Below are 20,453 nucleotides of genomic sequence, written 5' to 3' on the forward strand. Positions count from 1 at the left end.
AGCGCCCCCATGACCTCCAGCTACCGGATCACCCTGCTGAGCGGCGACGGCATCGGCCCGGAGATCACGGCGGTGACCCGCCAGCTGCTGGATGCGGTCAGCGCCCGCCATGGCTTTGGCCTGGTCTACGACGAGCAGCCCATGGGCGGCGCCGCCATCGACGCCACCGGGGAACCCCTGCCCAACAGCACCCTGGAGGCCTGCAAAGCCGCCGATGCGGTGTTGCTGGCCGCCATCGGCTCACCCCAATACGACAGCCTGCCGCGGGAACAGCGGCCCGAAACCGGCCTGTTGGGCCTGCGGGCCGGGCTGGGGCTGTTCGCCAACCTGCGCCCCGTCAAGATCATTCCCGCCCTGATCGACGCCTCCACCCTCAAGCGCGAGGTGATCGAAGGCGTCGACCTCCTGGTGGTGCGCGAGCTCACCGGCGGGGTGTATTTCGGCACCCCCAAGGGACGGGTCGAGGCGGAGGGGCGGGTGCGGGCCTTCAACACCATGGCCTACTTCGACGACGAGATCGACCGCATCGCCAAGGTGGCGTTCGAGGTGGCCGTAACCCGGAGCGGGCGGCTCTGCAGCGTGGACAAGGCCAACGTGCTCGATGTGAGCCAGCTCTGGCGCGACCGCGTCACCGCCATGGCGGCCGACTACCCAACGGTGGAGCTCAGCCACATGTACGTCGACAACGCCGCCATGCAGCTGGTGCGCAACCCGCGCCAGTTCGACGTGCTGCTGACCAGCAACCTCTTCGGCGACATCCTCAGCGACGAGGCCGCCATGCTCAGTGGCTCGATCGGCATGCTGCCCTCCGCCTCCCTGGGCGCCAGCGGCCCGGGCCTGTTCGAGCCGATCCACGGCTCCGCCCCCGACATCGCCGGGCAGGACAAGGCCAACCCCATGGCCATGGTGCTCAGCGCCGCCATGATGCTGCGGATCGGCCTGCATCAGGAGGCCGCCGCCGCTGAGCTGGAGGCCGCCGTCGACCGGGTACTCGCCGCCGGCTACCGCACGGGCGATCTGATGGCGGAAGGCTGCACCCCCCTCGGCTGCAAGGCCATGGGCGACCAGCTGCTGGCAGCCCTCGAAGCCTGAGCGCCAGGCGCGAGGCGAGCCCAATTCCTTCAGAAGCCCCGTTGAGGCAGAGGGTGGTCCGGCGACCTGCCAAACTCACGGTCGGTTTCTGGATCCCTGCGCATGTCGAAGCGTCACCCGGTTGTGTCTGTCACCGGCTCCTCCGGCGCTGGGACCAGCACCGTCAAGCGGGCCTTCGAGCACATCTTCAAGCGCGAAGGCATCGTGCCCGCCGTGGTGGAGGGCGACAGCTACCACCGCTATGAGCGCGGCCCCATGAAGGAGGCCATGAACGCCGCCCTGGCCAAAGGCGAGAACTTCTCCCACTTCGGCCCCGAGGCCAACCTGTTCGACAAGCTGGCCGAACTGTTCCAGACCTACGGCGAAACCGGCAGCGGCCAGAAGCGCTACTACCTGCACTCTGTCGAAGAGGCCGCCGAGCACAACGGCCGGCTTGGCACCAACCTCGAACCCGGCCAGTTCACCCCCTGGGAGACCATCCCCGGCGGCACCGACCTGCTCTTCTACGAGGGTCTGCATGGCGGCGTCCAGGGTGACGGTTACGACGTAGCCGGCCTGGCCGACCTGCTGGTGGGCGTGGTGCCTGTGGTCAACCTGGAGTGGATCCAGAAAATCGCCCGGGACAACAAGGAGCGTGGCTACTCGGCCGAGGCCACCGTGGACACGATCCTGCGCCGCATGCCGGATTACATCAACCACATCTGCCCGCAGTTCAGCCGCACCGACATCAACTTCCAACGGGTGTCCACGGTGGATACCTCCAACCCGTTCATGATCCGGGATATCCCCACCCCGGATGAATCGTTCGTGATCATCCACTTCCGCAAAGGAGCCCGGGAGAAGTGGGGCATCGACTTTGCCTACCTGCTCGACATGATCCACGACTCCTTCATGTCCAGCCCCACCTCGATCGTGGTGAACGGCGGCAAGATGGGCTTCGCCATGGAGCTGATCCTCACCCCGATCATTCACCGCATGATCGAAGAGAAGAAGAAGCTGGCCTGATTGCAGCGGCAGCCCCTAGTCTGGGGCTGCCCAGCGTTCTGGTGAGGCCGATCTCCTTCGCCACACCCACAACGACATCGGAAGCGGCACTTCGTGCCGACAAGGGCTCTCCCTCGTTTTTGATTGCGGGGGCGTCCAGCAAGGCCGCCCCCTCCCTCCGCCTGGACCGGATCAACAGCAGCCAAGTCATTCAGGCCGCACGACGGGTGTTGTCCCAGTCGCTGGAGCAGGGAACGGCCACGGTTGATCCTTCAGGGGTGGTGCTCAGCCGTCTCCACGGTCGCCTTGTCTTTGATCTGCCCGTGCTGCTGCCCGACGAACAGTTCGTGCCGATCGAGTTGATCCGCGGCCGCCAAAGCCGCTCAGGTCCGGCGCGTCTGCGCCTGCCCCGCAAACCCTCGTCCACCTGAGGCCCGCTTGAGCGCCGTCAGCCCGTTCCTGCTCTCCAGCGCGCCCGGCCTGCCCATCGTGGTCGCCCTGATCGGCGCCTGTGTGGGCAGTTTTCTGAACGTGGTGGCCTGGCGGCTGCCGCGGGAGGAGTCGGTGGTGCTGCCCCCCAGCCATTGCCCCAAGTGCGGCAGCCGGTTGCGCTGGCATGAAAACGTGCCCCTCCTGGGCTGGCTGCTGCTGCGGGCCCGCTGCAACCACTGCGGGGCGCCGATCGCCATCCGCTACCCCCTCGTGGAACTGCTCTGCGCCGGCCTGTGGGTGGCAGCCCTGCTGGCCCAACCCAGTGCCATGGGCCCCCAACCCCAATCCTGGCTTCTGGTGGCTGCTGGATGGCTGCTGCTGAGCTGGCTGATTCCGTTGGTGCTGATCGACCTCGACCACCTCTGGCTGCCCGAACCCCTTTGCCGCATCGGCCTGCTGCTCGGGCTCGCGGTGACGGCAGTGATCGGCTTCCAGCAAAACGCCACCGTGGGCCGGGAACTGCTGTTCCACCATCTGGTGGCGGCGGGCGTGGCCCTGGTGGGCTTTGAAACGGTGAGCGCCCTGGCCCAGAAGCTGATTGGCAAGCCTGCCCTGGGGCTGGGGGACGCCAAGCTCGCCGCCCTGCTCGGGGCGTGGCTGGGCCTCACTGGCCTGGGCATCACCGTCTATCTCGCCGTGTTTGGTGGTGCCGTGGTGGGCAGCATCGGCCGGCTCACCGGACTGCTGGGCAAGCACCAGCCCTTCCCCTTCGGCCCCTTTCTGGCGGCCGGCGGAGCGGCGGTGTGGCTGCTGGGCAACGACGTCTGGCTGCCGTGGCTCGGGCTGGCGTGGTGAAACGCCTTAAATGGGGATCAGCCGACGGGCCCTCGCGCCCCTGAGATCGCATGTCGTTGTTCGACTGGTTTGCGGATCGCCAGAAAAATGCCCCGACCGTGCGGGTCACCCAGGACGTGGAGGAAGGCGATGGGCTGTGGAGCAAATGCCCCGACTGCGGCCTGGTGGTGTACCGCAAAGACCTGGTGGCCAACGCCAGTGTCTGCAAGGGATGCGGCCACCACAACCGCATCGACAGCGAGGAGCGCATCGCCCTGATCGCCGATGCCGGCAGCTTCGAACCGCTGGACACGGCCCTCTCGCCCACCGACCCCCTGGCCTTCAAGGATCGGCGCAGCTACGCCGATCGGATCCGTGACAGCCAACAGAGCACGGGGCTGCGGGATGCGGTGGTGACGGGCCTCTGCCGCACCAGCGGCCTCCCCCTGGCCCTGGGCGTGATGGATTTCCGCTTCATGGGCGGCTCGATGGGTTCGGTGGTGGGCGAGAAGCTCACCCGCCTGATCGAAACGGCCACCGCCCACCGCTACCCGGTGCTGATCGTGTGCGCCTCGGGCGGCGCCCGCATGCAGGAGGGCATGCTCAGCCTGATGCAGATGGCCAAGATCTCCGGCGCCCTCGAGCGCCATCGCCAGGCCGAACTCCTCTACATGCCCCTGCTCACCTACCCCACCACCGGGGGAGTGACGGCCAGCTTCGCCATGCTGGGGGATCTGATCCTGGCCGAGCCCAAGGCCCTGATCGGCTTCGCCGGTCGGCGGGTGATTGAACAGACCCTGAGGGAAAAACTGCCCGAGGGCTTCCAGACCGCCGAATATCTGCGCGACCACGGCTTCGTGGACGCGATCATCGATCGCACCACGCTCAAGGCCACCCTGGCCAGCCTGCTCAAGATGCATGGCTGCCGCGAAACGGTGTCCGCGTGAGCAACCTGGCGTGAAACAGCTCCTCTCCACGATGGTGCGCCGGTTCGCAGCCCTGCTGCTGCTGGTGCTTGTGCTCACCGCCCAAGCCGGGGCAAGCCTGGCCGGCCCGGTGGACTGGCACGAAGTGCCCAGCACCAGCGAAGGCCGTCAGTGGTGGGATGGGGGCAGCCTGAGGCGCAGCCGCGGCGGCAATGTCTCGGTGTTGAGCCGCTTCCAACCCGCCGTCAGCGAGGACAAGCCCCGCCCGGTGAGTGACCTCTACGTGATGGAAATTGCCTGCGGCGAAGATCTGTACCGCGACACCTCGATCAACGGCCTGCCCCAGTTCGGCGCCGAGTGGCAACCAGCCGCCGGCGACAGCCTGATCAGCAGCATGATCGCCGAGGTGTGCGACGACGCCGCCTCCCAACTGCCATGACCGCTCCTCTCCGGGTCGCCATCGCCGGCTTGGGTTTCGGCGAATCGGTGCATCTGCCCGCCCTGCGCAGCTGCCCCGGCACTGAGCCCGTAGCGCTCTGGCACCCCCGCGCCGAACGGCTGGAGGCCGCCTGCCGCCAGGCCGAGCTCCCAGGCCACTGCGATTTCCATGCCCTGCTGGACGATCCCAGCGTGGAAGCGATCGTGATCGCCACCCCCCCGGCCGCCCGCTATGCCCTGGCCCGCCAAGCCCTGGAGGCCGGCAAGCACCTGCTGCTGGAAAAGCCCGTGGCCCTCTGCGCCGACCAGGTGGAGGACCTGCAGCGCCTTGCCCTGCAACGGGGCCTCACCGTGGCGGTGGATTTCGAATACCGGGCCGTCCCCCTGTTCCAGCAGCTGGCGGCGCTGGTGGCCAGTGGCGCCCTCGGGGAGCTGGTGCTGGTGAAATTCGACTGGCTGATGGGCAGCCGCGCCGACGCCAGTCGCCCCTGGAACTGGTATTCCCAGGCCGCCGAGGGCGGGGGTGTGCTGGGCGCCCTCGGCACCCATGCCTTTGACACCCTCCACTGGTTGGTGGGGCCCAGCCGTCACCTCCAGGCCCAGCTCAGCACCGCCATCCACCACCGGCCCCTGGCCGACGGCAGTGGCCGCCTGGCCAGCGTCGACGCCGAGGACATCGCCCTGGTGCAACTCAAGCTGGAAACGCCCCAGGGGGGCAGCGTGCCCGCCCAGCTCAATCTGTCCTCCGTGACGCGGCGTGGCCGGGGCTGCTGGCTCGAGCTCTACGGCCGTGACGGCACCGCCGTGTTGGGCTCGGACAACCAGGCCGACTATGTGCACGGCTTCGGCCTCTGGCTCTCCCAGGGCGGCGAGCCGCTGCGACCGGTGGACAGCGATCCCCGCTGGAGCTTCGCCCGCACCTGGGAAGACGGCAGGATCGCCCCGGTGGAACGAATCCACGGCTGGTGGAGCGCGGCGGTGCGCGAGGGGCGACCCATGCTGCCGGGCCTGGGCGAAGCGGTGCTCAGCCAGCGCTGCTGTGACTGGGCCCGACTGGGCCAGGGGGGGGCGGGATTTCCGCCTCCAGCCACACACCAAGATTCGGTAACAACCGCTACCGTTTAGCCATCGTTGGCCTCAGAGCTGCGGCTCTGCAGGTGGAAGTAGGGGTCAGACCCGAAGCAACGCGCCATCCACCCACCCCATCGGGGTTTCCACGGAGGCACTGCCATGACCATCACCACAGCCAAACAACTCGTTCGCCAGGCCGAAGAAGCCCGGCGGGCGGCCCGCCAGAACGGCTACGCCGTGCTGGCCCTGCGCAAGCAAAGCCTGATCGACTGATCGATCCCGGCTTGGGCCCGAGCCCAGAGAACGCCCCGCTGGAACGATTCCAGCGGGGCTTTTTGGTGGCCCGGGGGCATCCCCTAGACTCCCCCCCAGTCCCAACGCCCGACCCCCGAGAGGTTTTCCCATGGCGCTCGTTCCGCTTCGCCTCCTGCTCGACCATGCCGCTGAAAACGGCTATGGCATCCCTGCTTTCAACGTGAACAACCTGGAGCAGGTGCAGTCGATCATGGAGGCGGCTTACGAGACCGACTCTCCGGTGATTCTGCAGGCCTCCCGCGGTGCCCGCCAGTACGCCGGTGAAAACTTCCTGCGCCACCTGATCCTGGCGGCCGTGGAAACCTATCCCGACATCCCGGTGGTGATGCACCAGGACCACGGCAACAGCCCCGCCACCTGCTTCGGTGCGGCCGCCAACGGCTTCACCTCGGTGATGATGGACGGCTCCCTGATGGCCGACGCCAAGTCCCCGGCCAGCTACGAGTACAACGTGGCCGTCACCAAGGAAGTGGTGGACGTGGCCCACGCCATCGGCGTGAGCGTGGAAGGCGAGCTGGGCTGCCTCGGCTCCCTCGAGACCGGCATGGGTGAAGCCGAGGACGGCCACGGCTTCGAGGGCAAGCTCGACCACAGCCAGCTGCTCACCGATCCCGCTGAAGCCGCCGACTTCGTCGCCAAGACGAAAGTGGACGCCCTGGCGATCGCCATCGGCACCAGCCACGGCGCCTACAAGTTCACCCGCAAGCCCACCGGTGAAGTGCTGGCCATCAGCCGCATCGCCGAGATCCACAAGGCCATCCCCAACACCCACCTGGTGATGCACGGCTCCTCCTCGGTTCCCCAGGAGTGGCTCGACATGATCAACAAGTTCGGCGGTGCCATCCCCGAGACCTACGGCGTGCCCGTGGAAGAAATCCAGGAGGGCATCCGCAACGGCGTGCGCAAGGTGAACATCGACACCGACAACCGCCTGGCCTTCACCGCCGCCGTGCGGGAAGCCGCCTTCAAGGATCCCGCCAACTTCGATCCCCGCCACTTCAACAAGCCTGCCCGCCAGTACATGAAGCAGGTGTGCCTGGATCGTTACCAGCAGTTCTGGTGTGCCGGCAACGCCAGCAAGATCAAGCAGCGCGACATCAACTACTACGCCGGTCTGTACGCCAAGGGCGAACTCGACCCCAAGACCGCCGTCGCTGCTTGAGCACAACAGCTGTCTGACCGACAAGCCATGGGCCCCGCAAGGGGCCCTTTTTTTATGGGTTCAGGGGGTTGTTTCGGCGGGGCTGCTGGGGGCGCCCGCTTGGGAAAGGCGAGGATCCAGCAGGGCCTCAATGGCCTTATCCAGGGAGGTTTCCATCGCCACCCGGCTGCCATCGCTCACCACCACCCGGGTGAGGGTGGGCAAACCGCCGTTCCGGGCCTTGAGGTACACCGGCTCCACATAGAGCAGGGCCTCTCCGACGGGCACCACCAGCAGATTGCCCTGGATCACCTCCGACCCCGCCCGATCCCAGAGACCGAACTGCTGGCTGATGCGGGGGTTCTGATTGATCAGGGCTTGAATTTGCTCCGGGCCAAAGATCGGCGTCTGGGTCGGGAAGCGCAGCAACACCAGCTGGCCGTAGTGGGGCGCATCGCTGCGGGCCGCCAACCAGGCGGCCAGGTTCGGTCGCGCCAGGGGGGTGAGCGGTTGCAGCAGCAGAAATTCGGGGGGGAGGTCTGGAGCCAGCTGGGCGCTGACGTGATACGGCTTCACCGGGATCTGACTGCGCCCATACAGCTCCATGGGCACCTGCCACACGTCATCCCCGCTGTAAAAGACCCGTGGATCGGTGACGTGATAGCGGAGCAGCTGGGCGGTCTGAAGCTCGAACTGACGCTGGGGATAGCGGATGTGGGCCCGCAGGGGGGCCGGCATCGCAGCCAGGGGCTGGAACAGGTCGGGGAAGAGCCGTTGCCAGCCCGCAATGATCGGGTCCGGGGAATCCGACACGTAGAGCACCACCGAGCCGTTGTAGGCATCCACCACCGCCTTCACGGAGTTGCGCAGGTAGCGGATGTTGGGATCGGTGGGAACGGCGGCGCTGTAGGGGTAGCTCCGGCTGGTGGTGAAACCTTCCACCAGCCAGTACTGGTGCTGGTCACGGGAGAAGGGCCCCTTCCCGTCCAACTGCACCGACACCAGAACGGGATCCCCTTCAAAGCGGACAAAGGGAGCCAACGTGCGCAGCCGCTCGCGCACCTCCCGGCGCAGGAGCAGTCGGGTTGCCGGTGTGATGGCGCCCTGCACCAACAACTTCGGCTCCCCCAGATACAACGCGGCGGCCAACCGGCCCCAGGCCGACCCGATCGGCACACCCGCGCTCCCGTCGTAATGGGTGTAAAGGTTTTCGTCCCCCTGGGGATAGTCGAACTCCTGCACCCGGGTCGGCGCCAGGGCATAGGGGGAGACCAGTGCTCCGAAATACAGACTGGGCTTACCGATCGGGATGCCGGCCCTCACCTCAGAGGTGGAAATGCCCAGCCGGGCATTTCCCTGCACCCGGGTGGAAGCGCCCAAGTCGCTGATGAAGTAGTCGGGCAGGCCATCGAGGCTGCTGGTGTTCACCGGTGAGACGGTGAACCCGTAGCCATGGGTGAAGACCAGGTGGGTGTTGAGCCAGGTGCGTGCCGCCGGCGGCAGGGAGGCCTGGTCCAGCTCGCGGGCCGAAATGATCACCAGCTGGTGTCGATCCTTGCCCCGGGCGTCATTGAGGCTGTAGCGATCAACCGCAGCGCCGGAGAAGCGGTAGTACACCCGTAGCTGCTGCAACTGACGGTTGGTCGAGAGCAGGGGCTGGCTGTCCCAGAGGCGGATATTGCGCAGGGTGGCCTCTCCCGCCTTGACATCGGCCCGGGTGAGGCGGCGGCGGGGCCTGACATTGCGGCTGACGATGGCATCCAGCTGAAACGCCGCGCGGGTGGCCCGGATCGAACGCGCCAGGTAGGGGGTTTCCCGTTGGAGTTCCCGCGGCTTCACCAGCAGCAACTGGAGAACAGGCGTGAGCAGGGCCTCAAGCAGCGGCACCAGCAGCAAGGCCAGGGAGACCCCCGCCAGCAGGGGCCCGCGGATCCCCCGACGGCGCAGGGGCAAGAGCAGGGCTACGGCCGTCAACACAGCCACCACGGCCGCCAGGGTGCGCAGGGGCAGCACCAGGTGCACGTCCAACCAGCCGGCGCCCGGCACGCTGCCCGCGGTGCTGAGCAACAGCTGGTGCCGACCGAGCCAGAAGCTGCAGGCCACCAGGAGCACCAGCAGGGCCAGAGGCACCCGCAGGTTCAGGAGCTGGGTGGCCGTGAAGCCGTGGAAACGGCCATCACTGAGCTGGGGCGCCCGGGCCAGGATTCCCCAGAGCCCCGCCGCCAGGTGGCAGATCAACAGGGCCAGCAGCAGGGTCAGCCCGAACGCCAGGGCCGGGAAGCGCACCAGGCCAAAGCTGATGTCAGCCCAGAGCATGGGCTCCTGGATGCCGCTGTCGGGGGCCAGGAGCGCCAGCGACCACACCCCCCAGGACCGGCCAAGGGCCGTCGCCGTGGCCAGGGACGCCATGCCCGCCACCAGGCGGGGAGTCACCTGCGGGCGGAGCAACAAGGCCACCAACAGCCCTCCCAGGACCAGCAGCAGCGGCCAGGACAAGTCCTGGAGCATGGTGAGGCCGTGCAGTCGGCTGGGATCGAAGGGACTGCGCACGAGCCGCTCCGCCAGGCGCAGCAACAGGGCCAGGGGCACCAGCTGGGCCAGGGCCAGCAGCCCAAGACTCACCGCGTAGCGCCCAGGGGCCAGGCCAAAGCGCAGGTCCTGGGACCCGACCGGCTCCACACGCCAGAAATAACGCAACCACCGCTGCAGTCCCAGCCCCAGGCCCAACCCCAGCAAGGCGCCCGCCAGCTGCAGCAGCCAGCGCCGCAGCAGCACCCCACCCCAGGAAAACTGCTCAAACCACTGCCATTCCACCCAGAGACGGGCCACCAACAGGGTGCATCCGGCCAAGAGCACCAGCCCGAGGGTCAGAACAACCAGGAACGGGGCATCCAGGAACGGGGCAGTGGAGGGCGTCGGGCGCCGCGGCATGGGGAATTGGCCTACCGGCCGAGGCTAGGAAGCCCTGGCGCAACAGCAAGCCCAGCCCCGAAGCAGCCCAGCACCCACCCACGCCCAACACCAGCCACAATCTCCTACTTTAAAAGTCGGGATTTAGCGACGGGTTCGGTCGACGCTGTTAGCCTCGCCTCACCTGCCCGGGCGTGTTCGTGACGGCCACCCTCTCCCGCTCCACCTTCACAGGATTGCGCTGCAAGGAATGCGGCCACCCCTATGAAGCCGGAGCGCGTCACGTCTGCGAAGACGTCTGTTTCGGCCCCCTCGAAGTCGTGTACGACTACGAGGCGATCAAAAACCGCGTCAGCCGCGCCACCATCGAAGCCGGCCCTGCCTCCATCTGGCGCTATCGGGAATTTCTGCCGATCGAGGGCGAGCCGATCGACGTGGGCACCGGCTTCACGCCCCTGCTCAAAGCGGGCAATCTGGCGAAGCGTCTGGGGCTCAAAAGCCTCTACATCAAGAACGACGGCGTCAACATGCCGACGCTCTCGTTCAAAGACCGGGTGGTGAGCGTGGCCCTCACCCGCGCCCGCGAGCTGGGCTTCACCACGGTGAGCTGCGCCTCCACCGGCAACCTGGCCAACTCCACCGCTGCTATCGCTGCCCACGCCGGCCTCGATTGCTGCGTGTTCATCCCCAGCGATCTGGAGCTGGGCAAGGTGCTCGGCACCCTCATCTACAACCCCACCCTGATGGCGGTGAAGGGCAACTACGACCAGGTGAACCGCCTGTGCTCGGAAGTGGCCAACACCTTCGGCTGGGGCTTCGTGAACATCAACCTGCGGCCCTACTACTCGGAGGGCTCGAAAACCCTGGGCTATGAGGTGATCGAGCAGCTGGGCTGGCAATTGCCCGACCACATCGTGGCGCCGCTGGCCTCCGGCTCCCTGTTCACCAAGATCCGCAAGGGCTTCGACGAATTCATCAAGGTGGGGCTGGTCGAGGAGAAGGCCGTGCGCTTCAGCGGGGCCCAGGCGGAGGGTTGCAATCCCATCGCCACCGCCTTCCGCGAAGGCCGCGACTTCATCACCCCGGTGAAGCCCAACACCATTGCCAAGTCGATCGCCATCGGCAACCCCGCGGATGGCCCCTACGCCATCGACATCGCCAACCGCACCGGCGGCACCATCGCCGATGTGACCGACGCCGAAATCATCGACGGCATCAAGCTCCTGGCTGAAACCGAGGGCGTCTTCACCGAAACCGCCGGCGGCACCACCATTGCGGTGCTCAAGAAGCTGGTGGAACAGGGGAAGATCAACCCCGACGAAACCACCGTGGCCTACATCACCGGCAACGGGCTCAAAACCACCGAGGCCGTGGCGGATTGCATCGGCGCGCCCTACACGATCGAAGCCCAGCTCGATAGCTTCAAAGCCGCCTGGGCCCAAGCCCAAGCAGCCCACCACAACTGACCGTCGTCCACTCTCCGCCCACTCCCCACCATGGCCGTTCAGGTTCTGATCCCCACCCCCCTCCAGAAGTTCACCAACGACGAGGCCAGCGTCGACCTTGAGGCCACCAACGTGGATGGATTGATCGATGCCCTGGAGGGCCGCTATCCCGGCATCAAAGGTCGCCTCTGCGATGAAGGCGGCAAGCTGCGTCGCTTCCTGAACGTGTACGTCAACAGCGAGGACATCCGTTTCCTCGACAACCAGGCCACGCCCCTTGGCGATGGCGACGAGGTGTCCATCGTGCCCGCCGTGGCCGGCGGCTGAAGGGAACGGAGCTCAGACCCGCCTTCGCAAATGGTGCCGAATGCGGCAGCCCACCAGCCTCCGCTGTGGGCTCAATAGTGTGTAGATCCCGCTTGGAGCCCCACCACCATGACCCAAGCCCCGATGCAGCCAGACAGCCCTGTGCTGGAGAGCACCTGGCAGGCGAAGTCCCAGGTGTTCGACTACCGCCAGGCCGCCAATCCCGTCCGGCCCGGCCTCACCGAACCGCTGCGCTACCACCAGTGGGGTGCGGAGCTGCACCAGTCCGGCCCGACGGCCGTCGTGCCCTTGGATCTCAGTGCTGAGCTCGGCTGCAGCGGACCGGCCACCAGCCCGGGCTTGGCCGCCCATTTTTTGCGGATCCTGGCGGGCGAGGGGCTGAAGGCTGCCGCCAACGCCACCAGCTCCCTTTTCTATGTACTCCAGGGCGCCGGTGAGCTGCACTGGGGTGGCCAGCAGCTCGCCTGGAGCGCCGGCGACCTGTTCGTGCTGCCCGCCGGGGAAACTCCCCTGCTGCAGGGCCATCAGGACAGCGTTTTGTACTGGGTGCACGACGGCCCCCTGCTCACCCATCTCGGCGTGGAAGCCACCCTGCCCCGCTTCCAGGCAACCCACTATCCCGCCGCCCTGCTGCAACGGGAACTCGACCAGCTGCTGGCGGATCCAACGGCAGCCCGCAGCAACCGGCTCAGCCTGTTGCTGGCCAACAGCGACCTGCCCCAGAGCCGCACGGTGACTCACACCCTCTGGGCCATGCTCGGCGTGGTTCCCCCCGGGGCCGTGCAGCCACCCCACCGGCACCAGTCGGTCGCCCTGGATTTGATCATCGACTGCGATCCAGGCTGCTACACCGTGGTGGGCACCGAGCTCAATGCCAGCGGCCAGATCGCCAACCCCCGTCGCATCGACTGGCAATCCGGCGGAGCCTTCATCACACCGCCGGGCCACTGGCACTCCCATGTGAACACCAGTGATCGGATGGCCCGGCTGATGCCGATTCAGGATTCAGGCCTACACACCTACCTGCGCAGCCTCGACATCCGTTTTGCTGGAGGACTCCAGGGCGACGCCTGAGCGGGCCACCACCGCCCGGAAGGCATCGCCCTCTATGGTCTCGTCGCGGACCAGCAGGTCCACCAGCTCGTCCATCAGACCCCGCCTGGGCTGGAGCAGCCCAACCGCCCGATCGAGGGCGCCGCAGGCCAGCTCCCGCACCAGCGCATCAATCTGACGCCCGGTGCGATCGGCATAACCCGCCCGGGTGTGAATCAGATCCCGGCCGAGGAACACCTCCGCCCCATCCCCCTCCAGGGCCACCGGCCCCAGGCTGGAAAAGCCATAGCGGGTGACCATCTCGCGGCAAATGCGGGTGACCAGCTCCAGATCGCCGCTGGCGCCCTGGGTGACCTCACTGGGCCCGAACACCACCAGTTCCGCCGCCCGACCACCAAGGGCAACCACCAGCCGCGCCTGCAGATAGGCCTTGCTGATCAGGCCCGAATCGAGGATCTCCTCGTCGGGCATCATCCGGGCAAAGCCCCCCACACCCCCGGCCCTGGGCAACAGGGTGACCTTGTCGAGGGGATCGGCATGGGGCACCAGGGTGGCCAGCAGGGCGTGGCCCACTTCGTGGTAGGCGATCAGACGCTTTTTGGCACTGTCCTGCAGGGGCGCCGCCGACAGCCCCATGGTGATGCGCTCCAGCGCACCGGCCATGGCCCCATCGTCGATGGCGCTCTGGTGGTGCCGGGCCGTGAGAATGGCGGCCTCGTTGAGCAGGTTGGCGAGATCGGCACCGGAGAATCCCGGGGTGCGGCTAGCCCAGGCCGAGAGGGACACCTCGGCAGCCAGGGGGCGGGTGCGGGCATGGACCGCCAGGATCGCTTCGCGGCCCCGTCGGTCGGGCAGGTCGACGGTGATGCGGCGATCAAAGCGGCCTGGACGCATCAGGGCCGTGTCGAGCACATCGGGCCGGTTGGTGGCCGCCAGCAGGATCACACCGGAGTTGTCGGCGAAGCCATCCATTTCGGTGAGCAACTGGTTGAGGGTCTGCTCCCGTTCGTCGTTGCCCCCACCGATGCCCGCACCGCGCTGGCGGCCCACGGCATCGATCTCGTCAATGAAAATGATGCAAGGGGCCTTGGCCTTCGCCTTGCGGAACAGGTCGCGCACCCGACTGGCGCCCACCCCCACAAACATCTCGACAAATTCGGAGGCGGCCATCGAGAAGAACGGCACGCCGGCCTCCCCGGCGATGGCCCGGGCCAGCAGGGTCTTGCCGGTGCCCGGAGGGCCCACCAGGAGCACCCCCTTGGGAATCTTGGCGCCCACCGTGGTGAAGCGCTCAGGCTCCTTCAGGAAGGTGACCACCTCCTGAAGCTCCTCCTTGGCCTCCGCAATGCCGGCCACATCTTCGAAGCGCACGGCCACGGCGCCCTCTTCCTGCAGCCGCGGCTTGCTGTTGCCGAAGCCCATGGCCCGATTGGCCACCTGGGCAGAGCGGCGGATCAATAGGGCCAGGCCCCCCACCAGCAACAGCACCAGCAGGCCATTGGCCACCAGACCAGCCATGGCCCCATCGGCCCGGTCATCCCGGACGGTGAGGGGAACCTTGGCCTGCTCCGCGGTGCGCAACAACAGCTGGTCGTTGCTGAACACCGGCACCGCCGCCTGGCGACCGTCGTCAAATTGGACACGCACCTCCCGCTGGCGCAGGGAGAGTTCCAGGTCCTTCACCTTGCCGGCCCGCAGATCGGCCAGCAGCTGGCTGTAGGAGGGGGCCGGTTCCCGAGGGGAGAGAGAACCCAATCGGAAGGGCTGCCGGTCCGTAGGTGGGCTGCCTGGAGGGAGGCTGCCTGGAGGGAGGGTGTCCGGAGAAAGGCTGTTGCTCACAGGGTTCCGGCTTTAGCTGGAGCTTAGCGATTTGACGAAAGGCCAGGTGGCAGCGGAGGATCTTGGTTTGGCAGTGAGTGAGCGGGGATGGCTGTTCCCAAGAAGAAAACCTCCAAGGGCAAGCGCAACCAGCGCCACGCCACCTGGAAGGGTAAGGCTGCCGTGGCGGCCCAGAAGGCACTCTCCATCGGCAAAGCCGTGCTGAGCGGCCGGGCCCAGGGCTTCGTCTACCCCGTCGCTGAGGACGGCGACGACGACGAGAGCTGAAGCTGAGGGTCCTCAGGGACGGATGACCGCCTGCCCCACCCAGCGGCGGCGGCCATCCAGAACGGCCATGCCGCGGGCGCTTGGGATCAGCGGGTCCTGGTAGAGGTGTGGCGGCAGGGAACAGAGGCTGGAGCGCACCACGGCCTCGAGGTCCTGGGGGGGCAACCAGGCCCCACCCCTGCGGCGCTGGCGGGCTTCGGCTTGGAAGCGCCAGCGCCTCGGCAAGTTCCAGCTGAGCGGCCGCAGCAGCCAGAGCTGGGCGCAGCTCTCCCACAAGGGCTGGTAGGCCTCCAGGGCCCGGTCCCAGCGGGGCAACCAGCTGCGTTCCTCCGGGAGCAGGTTTTCCAGCTGCGCATCCGCCAGGCGCTCCGTTCCAAGGGGCCGGCAGCCCAGCAACCAGCCCTCCAGCAGCAACACGTCAACGTCGAGGCTCACCGCGCCGGCCCGATCTCCCTGCCCGTCCCGCAGGGTTTTGTCAAAACGGGGCAGGCGCAACGCGGCGCCACCGCGCCAGTCCGCCAGGCAGGCCAGGGCCAGCTCCACGTCATGGCTGCCTGGCGGCACCCGCGAGACCCCGAACGGATTGCCAGCCAATGCCTGGAGGCGGCGCTCCCAGGGCAGATAGAAGTCGTCGATCGAGGCGACAGCCAGCCGCACCCCCTGGGCGCGGGCCCGCTCGAGCAGCTGGGCTCCCAGGGTCGACTTGCCGGCTCCCACCGGTCCATTGAGGGCCACCACCTGGCGCCCGCCACCGCTGCCAGCCCCAACCGCCAGCGCCGTGAGTTCGGCCAGCAGGGGCTGCACGAAGTGGGAATCCAGGCCTGGGTCGATCACGTGCCGAGCTTGAAGGCTTCAAGCACCACCGCGTACACCATGCCGATCCGCAGGTTGTCGGCGATCACCCATCCCAGGCCGGGCTGGGCGGTCACCAGACGGCCCCGCAGCCGCACGACCAGCTCCACCAGCAGCACCATCAGCAGCACCGCCATGGGACGCCCCCCGGGTATGCGCACCACCACGTAGGCCGTGACGTTGCTGCCCGCATAGAAGCCCAGCAGCAGGGCCAGCACCACGCTGCTGCGGTAACGCCAGTTGCCCAGGACGTTGCCCAGCACCAGGGCCCCCAGTTGCTCGAGGGCACGGTTGAAGCGGGTGCGCTGAAGGGGCAGGCGCGTCACGGCGGCAAAGCCTCCAACAGATCTTGCAGATAGGAGAGCGTGATCCGCTGACCCTGGCAAGCGGGGCCCCGCAACACGGCGGCACCCGCACCCAGCTGACTCACGACCGCCCGGGCGGGCCACCAGCGCTCCGGCGGCTCGGCACTGCCGTAGTGGCTGGGGGTGAGCAGGCAGGCCACACCGGCCCGATCAGCGGCCTCCAGGCCGTTGCCGGAATCCTCCAGGGCCAGGGCGGTCTCGGCGGGCAGGCCCAACTGCTGAAGGGCGCGCCGGTACGCCTCCGGATCGGGCTTCTTGCGGGCGACATCATCGCCACACACCCAGAGGCGGAAGCAGCCCGCCAGCCCCGCCAGCAGGTGCTCGGCCAGGGCGGTGACGGCAGGGCGGCCGCTGGTGGTGACGATGGCCTGAACCACCCCGGCGGCGCTGGCCTCGGCGATCAGTTCTGCCACACCGGGACGCAGCCGCAGCTCGCCGGCCGCCACCAAGGCGGTGTAGTGGCGCTGCTTGCGGGCCTGCAGCTCCGCCACCAAGCCTGGATCGGCCGGTGCGCCCTGGGCCAGCTCGAGGGCGGCGGTGATCCGTTCCCGGCCACCGCTGATGGCCAGCAGCGCGCCGTAAGCGTCCTCATCCCAGTGCAGGGGGACGCCGGACTCGGAAAAAGCCCGGTTGAACGCCAGCCGGTGGCCATCCCGCTCGGTCTCGGCCAGGGTGCCATCCACGTCCCAGAGCAAGGCCTGCAGCGGCATCGGCTCGTCCTGTGGGGCCCTTGCAGATTAAGGGGATGCACCCAGCCGGCAGGCCCCGCACAATGGCGGAGCCCCTGGTGTCCCAGCGTTGCTGCCTGCCCTCGACCAGCAACGCTGGCATCTGCCCGCCCCGCGCCCGACCAGCGCCGATGGCGCCCCAGCGGCCATGGTCGGGCTGGAGGCAGCGCTGCCCGAGGAGTTGCTGGCGGTGCTGCAACGGCGCGGCTTTGACACCCCGGCCCGGATCGAAGCCCTGCTTGATCCGCCAGCCGCCCCCCCGCCCGGCCGCCATTTCCCCGACCTGGCCAAGGCCGTCGCCCGGCTGAAACAGGCCTGCACCCAAGGGGAACAGGTGGCCATCTGCGGCGACTACGACGCCGACGGCATGACCAGCACGGCGCTGCTGGTGGGAGTGCTGCAGCGCCTGGGGGCCCGACCGATCGCCGCCATCCCCAGCCGGATGGACGACGGCTACGGGCTCAACGCCGCCATGGTGGAGCGGCTGGCCGAGCAGGGCGTGGCCCTCCTGGTGACGGTGGACAACGGCGTGTCCGCGCTGGAGGCCTTGGAGCGGGCGGAGGTGCTCGGCATCGAGGCGATCCTCACCGACCACCACACGATTCCCGATCCCCTGCCCCCCCATCTGGCCCTGCTCCATCCGGAGCGCACCCCGCCCCAGTCGCCCTACCGCGGCCTGGCCGGTGTGGGGTTGGCCTACGTGCTGGCGGCAGCCCTGTGCCGCCAGCTGAAGCGGGCCGATGGCCTGCAGATCGCCCGCGACCTCTTCTGCATCGGCACGATCGCCGACATGGCCCCCCTGGTGGGCGTCAATCGGCGCTGGCTGATTGACGGGCTGGCGGAGCTGGGCCGCAGCCCCCTGGCCGGCCTTCAGGCCCTGCAGCAGCTGGCCGGACTGGACGAGGCCCCCCTCGACGCCCAGGCGGTGGGCTTTCAGATCGCCCCCCGCATCAACGCCGTGGGCCGGCTGGGCGATCCCCAGCTAGTGGTGGAACTGCTCACCACTGACGATCCCGACCGAGCCCTGGCCCTGGCACGGGAGTGCGAAGCCCTCAATCGCCAGCGCCGCGACCTCTGCGGCGCCATCGAAGCGGAGGCCCTGGCCCTGCTGGAGGCCGATGGGCCCGAGCGAGCCGCCTTCCTGCTCCTGGCCCAGAACCATTGGCATCACGGGGTGATTGGCATCGTGGCCGCCCGCCTGGTGGAGCGTTTTGGCCTGCCCGCCGCCCTGCTGGCCGGCGAGGGCCGGGGCCGCCTGCGGGCCTCCGTGCGGGCCCCAAAGGGGTTTGCGGTCGACCGGGCCCTGGGCCACTGCGCCGATCTGCTGGAGCGGTTCGGCGGCCATCCGGCGGCGGGCGGCTTCACCGTGCGGGCCGAGCAGGTGGCCGCCCTGCATGACCAACTCAATGGGCTCGCCCAAGCCTGGCTGGAGCAGGCCGGCCCCGGCACGCCGGTGGAACCGGAAGCCCTGCTGCCCTTCGCCCGGATCGACCGCGACTTTCACCGCCAACAGCAACGGCTCGAACCCTTCGGCATCGGCCATCCCCAACCCGTGTTCTGGAGCCAGGGGTGTGAGGTGGCCTCCCAGAAACTGCTGCGGGGCGGCCATCTGCAGCTGGAGCTGGTGCAGGGAGGCCATCGGCTGCGGGCCATGGGCTGGCGCTGGCAGGGGGAGGCCAACCTGCCGGCCCTGGTGGATGTGGCCTACCGGCTGCGGCTCGACAACTGGCAAGGGCAGGAGCGCCTCCAGCTGGAGCTGGTGGGACTGCGAGCCAGCGCCACCCAAGCCTGTGGCAGCACGGAAGTGCGGCTACAGCGACGCGATCGGACCTACTGGTGCCGACGCGAGGGCAGCGGCCTGGTGGTGCGCAATGCGGCGGGAGAGGAACTCAGCTGCGCGGAGGGCGCCAACCATGCCCATCCCTACGTGCGCGCCTTGATGCAGGATGCGGCCATTGCGCTGGGGCTCGTGGCCTGAAATGGGATTCCGTTTGGAGCGCACGCGCCTCAAAGCCCTGCTCCAGCTGCTTTTGGTTGGGCTGCTCGTGGGCCTGGCCTGCTGGCCGCTCAACCTGGTGGACCATGCCCAGGATCTGCTGCTGCACCAGCTGCCGGGCTTCAGCGGCGACGGCTGGAGCGGCCGTTCTCTAGCCCTGGCCCTGGCTCCGGTGCTGACCACGCCGCTGCTGCTGGTGCTCCAGGCCGGTGGCCTGGCCAGCGGCGCCGGCTCGGGCATCCCCCAGACGCTCGAAAGCCTGGAGACCCCCGACCAGGCCCCAAGACTGATGGCCCCCGCGGCCACCGGGGCGCGGCTGGCCCTGTGGACGGCCGCCAGCCTGGCCCTGATGCCCCTGGGCCGGGAGGGCCCGGTGGTGCAGGTGGGGGCCGCCGTGGCCCATGGCCTGCGCCAACGCTTCCCCCGCCTGCTGGCCGGCCTCTCCACCCGCAGCCTGATGGCCATCGGTGCCGGAGCCGGCCTGGCCGGCGGCTTCAACAGCCCCTTGATGGGCACGGTGTTCGTGATGGAGGAGCTCACCGGTCGCTTCCAGACAGCCGTGCTCTGGCCCGCGGTGGTGGTTTGCGCCGCAGCGGCCCTGGTGAGCAACCTCGACGGCATTCCGATCTTCACCCTCGGTCTGCTGAGGACCGTCCAACCGGAATGGCAGCAACTGCTCTGGGCCCTGCCGCTGGGGGTGGCCGGCGGCCTGCTGGGGGGCCTATTCAGCCGGATCCTCTGGCAGACAACCGCCCTGCTGCGTCAGCGGGTGCGGCGCCGGCCCCTGGCCTGGGGCCTGGGCCTCGGCCTGGCGCTCGGTCTGATTGCCGTGGCCAGCGGCGGCTGGAGCGGCGGCGATGGCGAAGCCCTGATGGGTCAGCTGCTCGACGGCCACGGAAGCTTGCCGGTGCCCGGGGCGCCGCTGAGCATCCTCGGCTGGCTGCTGGTGCTGGTCGCCCGGATCGTGGCGCCCATCCTGGCCCTGGCCGCTGGAGTGCCAGGGGGATTGATCGACCCGGCCTTCGCGATCGGCGCCCTGTTCGGCAGCGGCAGCCTCGAGCTGCTCGGGGGTGATGCCCAGCTCGGCCTCGCCCTTGGCATGGCAGCCAGCCTGGCGGGGGCCACCCAGCTACCGCTGATGACGGTGCTGTTCGCCCTGCGCATGGCCGGCGATCAGCAGTGGCTGTTCGGCATCCTGCTCAGCGCCGTGGTCGGGGCCTACGCGGGCCGCCGAATCCAGAGGGAGCCGATCTATCACGCCCTCTGGGAACTGGGCAGGCAAGCCGAACCGGGGAGCGATCAGAGCGCGCCGCGGCGGTAGAAGAGCACGAAGATCACGGCCGGACCGGCCAGGGTGATCAGTGCCAGGGCGGCGAAATTCGCGATCAGGTGAAAGTCGATACCCATGGTGACGGCGACGCGGTGGTGGCGAGGATGG

At 68.4% G+C, this 20,453-nt stretch carries 20 protein-coding genes and 1 riboswitch; of the genes, 14 read left to right on the plus strand and 6 right to left on the minus strand.

The features are described 5' to 3' along the window. Positions 1 to 9 precede the first annotated feature (9 nt). From leuB to fba, 8 genes are all read left to right on the plus strand, one after another. Positions 10 to 1,092 (plus strand): 3-isopropylmalate dehydrogenase, encoded by a 1,083-nt coding sequence (leuB, locus tag KBY71_RS00690; RefSeq protein ID WP_254927079.1) that lies wholly within the window; start codon positions 10 to 12, stop codon positions 1,090 to 1,092. Positions 1,093 to 1,194: 102 nt separating this feature from the next. After that, the gene (locus KBY71_RS00695; protein WP_254927080.1) at positions 1,195 to 2,097 is read left to right on the plus strand and encodes a phosphoribulokinase; all 903 of its coding nucleotides are present in this window, start codon (positions 1,195 to 1,197) and stop codon (positions 2,095 to 2,097) included. Between the two features lie 41 nt (positions 2,098 to 2,138). Next, entirely contained in the window at positions 2,139 to 2,507 is a 369-nt protein-coding gene (locus KBY71_RS00700; RefSeq protein ID WP_254927081.1) for a hypothetical protein, read from the plus strand. A gap of 7 nt (positions 2,508 to 2,514) precedes the next feature. Next, on the plus strand, positions 2,515 to 3,363 hold the full coding sequence (locus KBY71_RS00705) for an A24 family peptidase (RefSeq protein ID WP_254927082.1): 849 nt from the start codon (positions 2,515 to 2,517) through the stop codon (positions 3,361 to 3,363). 50 nt (positions 3,364 to 3,413) lie between these two features. Next, entirely contained in the window at positions 3,414 to 4,289 is an 876-nt protein-coding gene (gene accD, locus KBY71_RS00710; protein ID WP_254927083.1) for an acetyl-CoA carboxylase, carboxyltransferase subunit beta, read from the plus strand. 10 nt (positions 4,290 to 4,299) lie between these two features. Then, on the plus strand, positions 4,300 to 4,707 hold the full coding sequence (locus KBY71_RS00715) for a hypothetical protein (RefSeq protein ID WP_315858476.1): 408 nt from the start codon (positions 4,300 to 4,302) through the stop codon (positions 4,705 to 4,707). Beyond that, positions 4,704 to 5,831, plus strand: coding sequence for a Gfo/Idh/MocA family protein (locus KBY71_RS00720; protein WP_254927084.1), 1,128 nt, complete (start codon positions 4,704 to 4,706; stop codon positions 5,829 to 5,831). Before KBY71_RS00715 ends, KBY71_RS00720 begins: the two co-directional genes overlap by 4 nt. Positions 5,832 to 5,833: 2 nt before the next feature. Further along, a riboswitch (Glutamine riboswitch) is annotated at positions 5,834 to 5,897 on the plus strand. A 283-nt stretch (positions 5,898 to 6,180) separates the two neighbouring features. Further along, positions 6,181 to 7,254 (plus strand): class II fructose-bisphosphate aldolase, encoded by a 1,074-nt coding sequence (gene fba / locus KBY71_RS00725; RefSeq protein ID WP_254927085.1) that lies wholly within the window; start codon positions 6,181 to 6,183, stop codon positions 7,252 to 7,254. Between the two features lie 60 nt (positions 7,255 to 7,314). On the opposite strand, the gene KBY71_RS00730 is transcribed toward fba, so the two are convergent. Further along, entirely contained in the window at positions 7,315 to 10,164 is a 2,850-nt protein-coding gene (locus KBY71_RS00730; protein ID WP_254927086.1) for a UPF0182 family protein, read from the minus strand. A 179-nt stretch (positions 10,165 to 10,343) separates the two neighbouring features. On the opposite strand from KBY71_RS00730, the gene thrC reads away from it, so the two are divergent. The 3 genes from thrC (at position 10,344) to KBY71_RS00745 (ending at position 12,989) form a co-directional block, all read left to right on the plus strand. Then, positions 10,344 to 11,609 (plus strand): threonine synthase, encoded by a 1,266-nt coding sequence (gene thrC / locus KBY71_RS00735; RefSeq protein ID WP_254927087.1) that lies wholly within the window; start codon positions 10,344 to 10,346, stop codon positions 11,607 to 11,609. A gap of 30 nt (positions 11,610 to 11,639) precedes the next feature. After that, complete coding sequence (locus KBY71_RS00740) at positions 11,640 to 11,915, plus strand: MoaD/ThiS family protein (RefSeq protein ID WP_254927088.1); 276 nt, start codon at positions 11,640 to 11,642, stop codon at positions 11,913 to 11,915. Between the two features lie 108 nt (positions 11,916 to 12,023). Further along, complete coding sequence (locus KBY71_RS00745; protein WP_254927089.1) at positions 12,024 to 12,989, plus strand: cupin domain-containing protein; 966 nt, start codon at positions 12,024 to 12,026, stop codon at positions 12,987 to 12,989. Here the strand turns inward: KBY71_RS00745 and ftsH are convergent. After that, positions 12,927 to 14,723, minus strand: coding sequence for an ATP-dependent zinc metalloprotease FtsH (ftsH, locus tag KBY71_RS00750; protein WP_254927090.1), 1,797 nt, complete (start codon positions 14,721 to 14,723; stop codon positions 12,927 to 12,929). The genes KBY71_RS00745 and ftsH overlap by 63 nt on opposite strands. Positions 14,724 to 14,894: 171 nt before the next feature. Between ftsH and rpmF the strand changes: the two genes are divergently transcribed. Continuing rightward, positions 14,895 to 15,074: a 50S ribosomal protein L32 gene (rpmF, locus tag KBY71_RS00755; RefSeq protein ID WP_254927091.1), complete on the plus strand. Its 180-nt coding sequence runs from the start codon at positions 14,895 to 14,897 to the stop codon at positions 15,072 to 15,074. Positions 15,075 to 15,086: 12 nt separating this feature from the next. Here the strand turns inward: rpmF and KBY71_RS00760 are convergent, their stop codons facing one another. From KBY71_RS00760 to KBY71_RS00770, 3 genes are read right to left on the minus strand one after another with little or no spacing between them, the layout of a single operon-like run. Continuing rightward, positions 15,087 to 15,908, minus strand: a complete 822-nt coding sequence (locus KBY71_RS00760) for a hypothetical protein (RefSeq protein ID WP_254927092.1) — start codon at positions 15,906 to 15,908, stop codon at positions 15,087 to 15,089. Beyond that, a complete protein-coding gene (locus KBY71_RS00765) occupies positions 15,905 to 16,252 on the minus strand; it encodes a DUF565 domain-containing protein (protein ID WP_254927093.1) in 348 nt (115 codons plus the stop codon). The genes KBY71_RS00760 and KBY71_RS00765 overlap by 4 nt, the downstream gene beginning before the upstream one ends. Beyond that, on the minus strand, positions 16,249 to 17,001 hold the full coding sequence (locus KBY71_RS00770) for an HAD-IA family hydrolase (RefSeq protein WP_254927094.1): 753 nt from the start codon (positions 16,999 to 17,001) through the stop codon (positions 16,249 to 16,251). Before KBY71_RS00770 ends, KBY71_RS00765 begins: the two co-directional genes overlap by 4 nt. 88 nt (positions 17,002 to 17,089) lie before the next feature. On the opposite strand from KBY71_RS00770, the gene recJ reads away from it, so the two are divergent. Continuing rightward, on the plus strand, positions 17,090 to 18,997 hold the full coding sequence (gene recJ / locus KBY71_RS00775) for a single-stranded-DNA-specific exonuclease RecJ (RefSeq protein WP_396095047.1): 1,908 nt from the start codon (positions 17,090 to 17,092) through the stop codon (positions 18,995 to 18,997). A gap of 1 nt (position 18,998) precedes the next feature. After that, positions 18,999 to 20,336, plus strand: a complete 1,338-nt coding sequence (locus KBY71_RS00780) for a chloride channel protein (protein ID WP_254927095.1) — start codon at positions 18,999 to 19,001, stop codon at positions 20,334 to 20,336. Here the strand turns inward: KBY71_RS00780 and psb30 are convergent. After that, positions 20,315 to 20,422, minus strand: a complete 108-nt coding sequence (psb30, locus tag KBY71_RS00785) for a photosystem II reaction center protein Ycf12/Psb30 (protein WP_094559277.1) — start codon at positions 20,420 to 20,422, stop codon at positions 20,315 to 20,317. The two genes, KBY71_RS00780 and psb30, sit on opposite strands and share 22 nt — an antisense overlap. Positions 20,423 to 20,453: the final 31 nt, after the last annotated feature.

The organism is Cyanobium sp. T1B-Tous (assembly GCF_024345475.1).
Lineage (GTDB): Bacteria > Cyanobacteriota > Cyanobacteriia > PCC-6307 > Cyanobiaceae > Cyanobium_A.

Coding starts and splice junctions, on each gene's coding strand:
- leuB (WP_254927079.1), top strand. CDS start 10: ATGACCTCCAGCTACCGGATCACCCTGCTGAGCGGCGACGGCATCGGC.
- KBY71_RS00695 (WP_254927080.1), top strand. CDS start 1,195: ATGTCGAAGCGTCACCCGGTTGTGTCTGTCACCGGCTCCTCCGGCGCT.
- accD (WP_254927083.1), top strand. CDS start 3,414: ATGTCGTTGTTCGACTGGTTTGCGGATCGCCAGAAAAATGCCCCGACC.
- KBY71_RS00720 (WP_254927084.1), top strand. CDS start 4,704: ATGACCGCTCCTCTCCGGGTCGCCATCGCCGGCTTGGGTTTCGGCGAA.
- fba (WP_254927085.1), top strand. CDS start 6,181: ATGGCGCTCGTTCCGCTTCGCCTCCTGCTCGACCATGCCGCTGAAAAC.
- KBY71_RS00730 (WP_254927086.1), bottom strand. CDS start 10,164: ATGCCGCGGCGCCCGACGCCCTCCACTGCCCCGTTCCTGGATGCCCCG.
- KBY71_RS00740 (WP_254927088.1), top strand. CDS start 11,640: ATGGCCGTTCAGGTTCTGATCCCCACCCCCCTCCAGAAGTTCACCAAC.
- KBY71_RS00745 (WP_254927089.1), top strand. CDS start 12,024: ATGACCCAAGCCCCGATGCAGCCAGACAGCCCTGTGCTGGAGAGCACC.
- rpmF (WP_254927091.1), top strand. CDS start 14,895: ATGGCTGTTCCCAAGAAGAAAACCTCCAAGGGCAAGCGCAACCAGCGC.
- KBY71_RS00770 (WP_254927094.1), bottom strand. CDS start 17,001: ATGCCGCTGCAGGCCTTGCTCTGGGACGTGGATGGCACCCTGGCCGAG.
- KBY71_RS00780 (WP_254927095.1), top strand. CDS start 18,999: ATGGGATTCCGTTTGGAGCGCACGCGCCTCAAAGCCCTGCTCCAGCTG.
- psb30 (WP_094559277.1), bottom strand. CDS start 20,422: ATGGGTATCGACTTTCACCTGATCGCGAATTTCGCCGCCCTGGCACTG.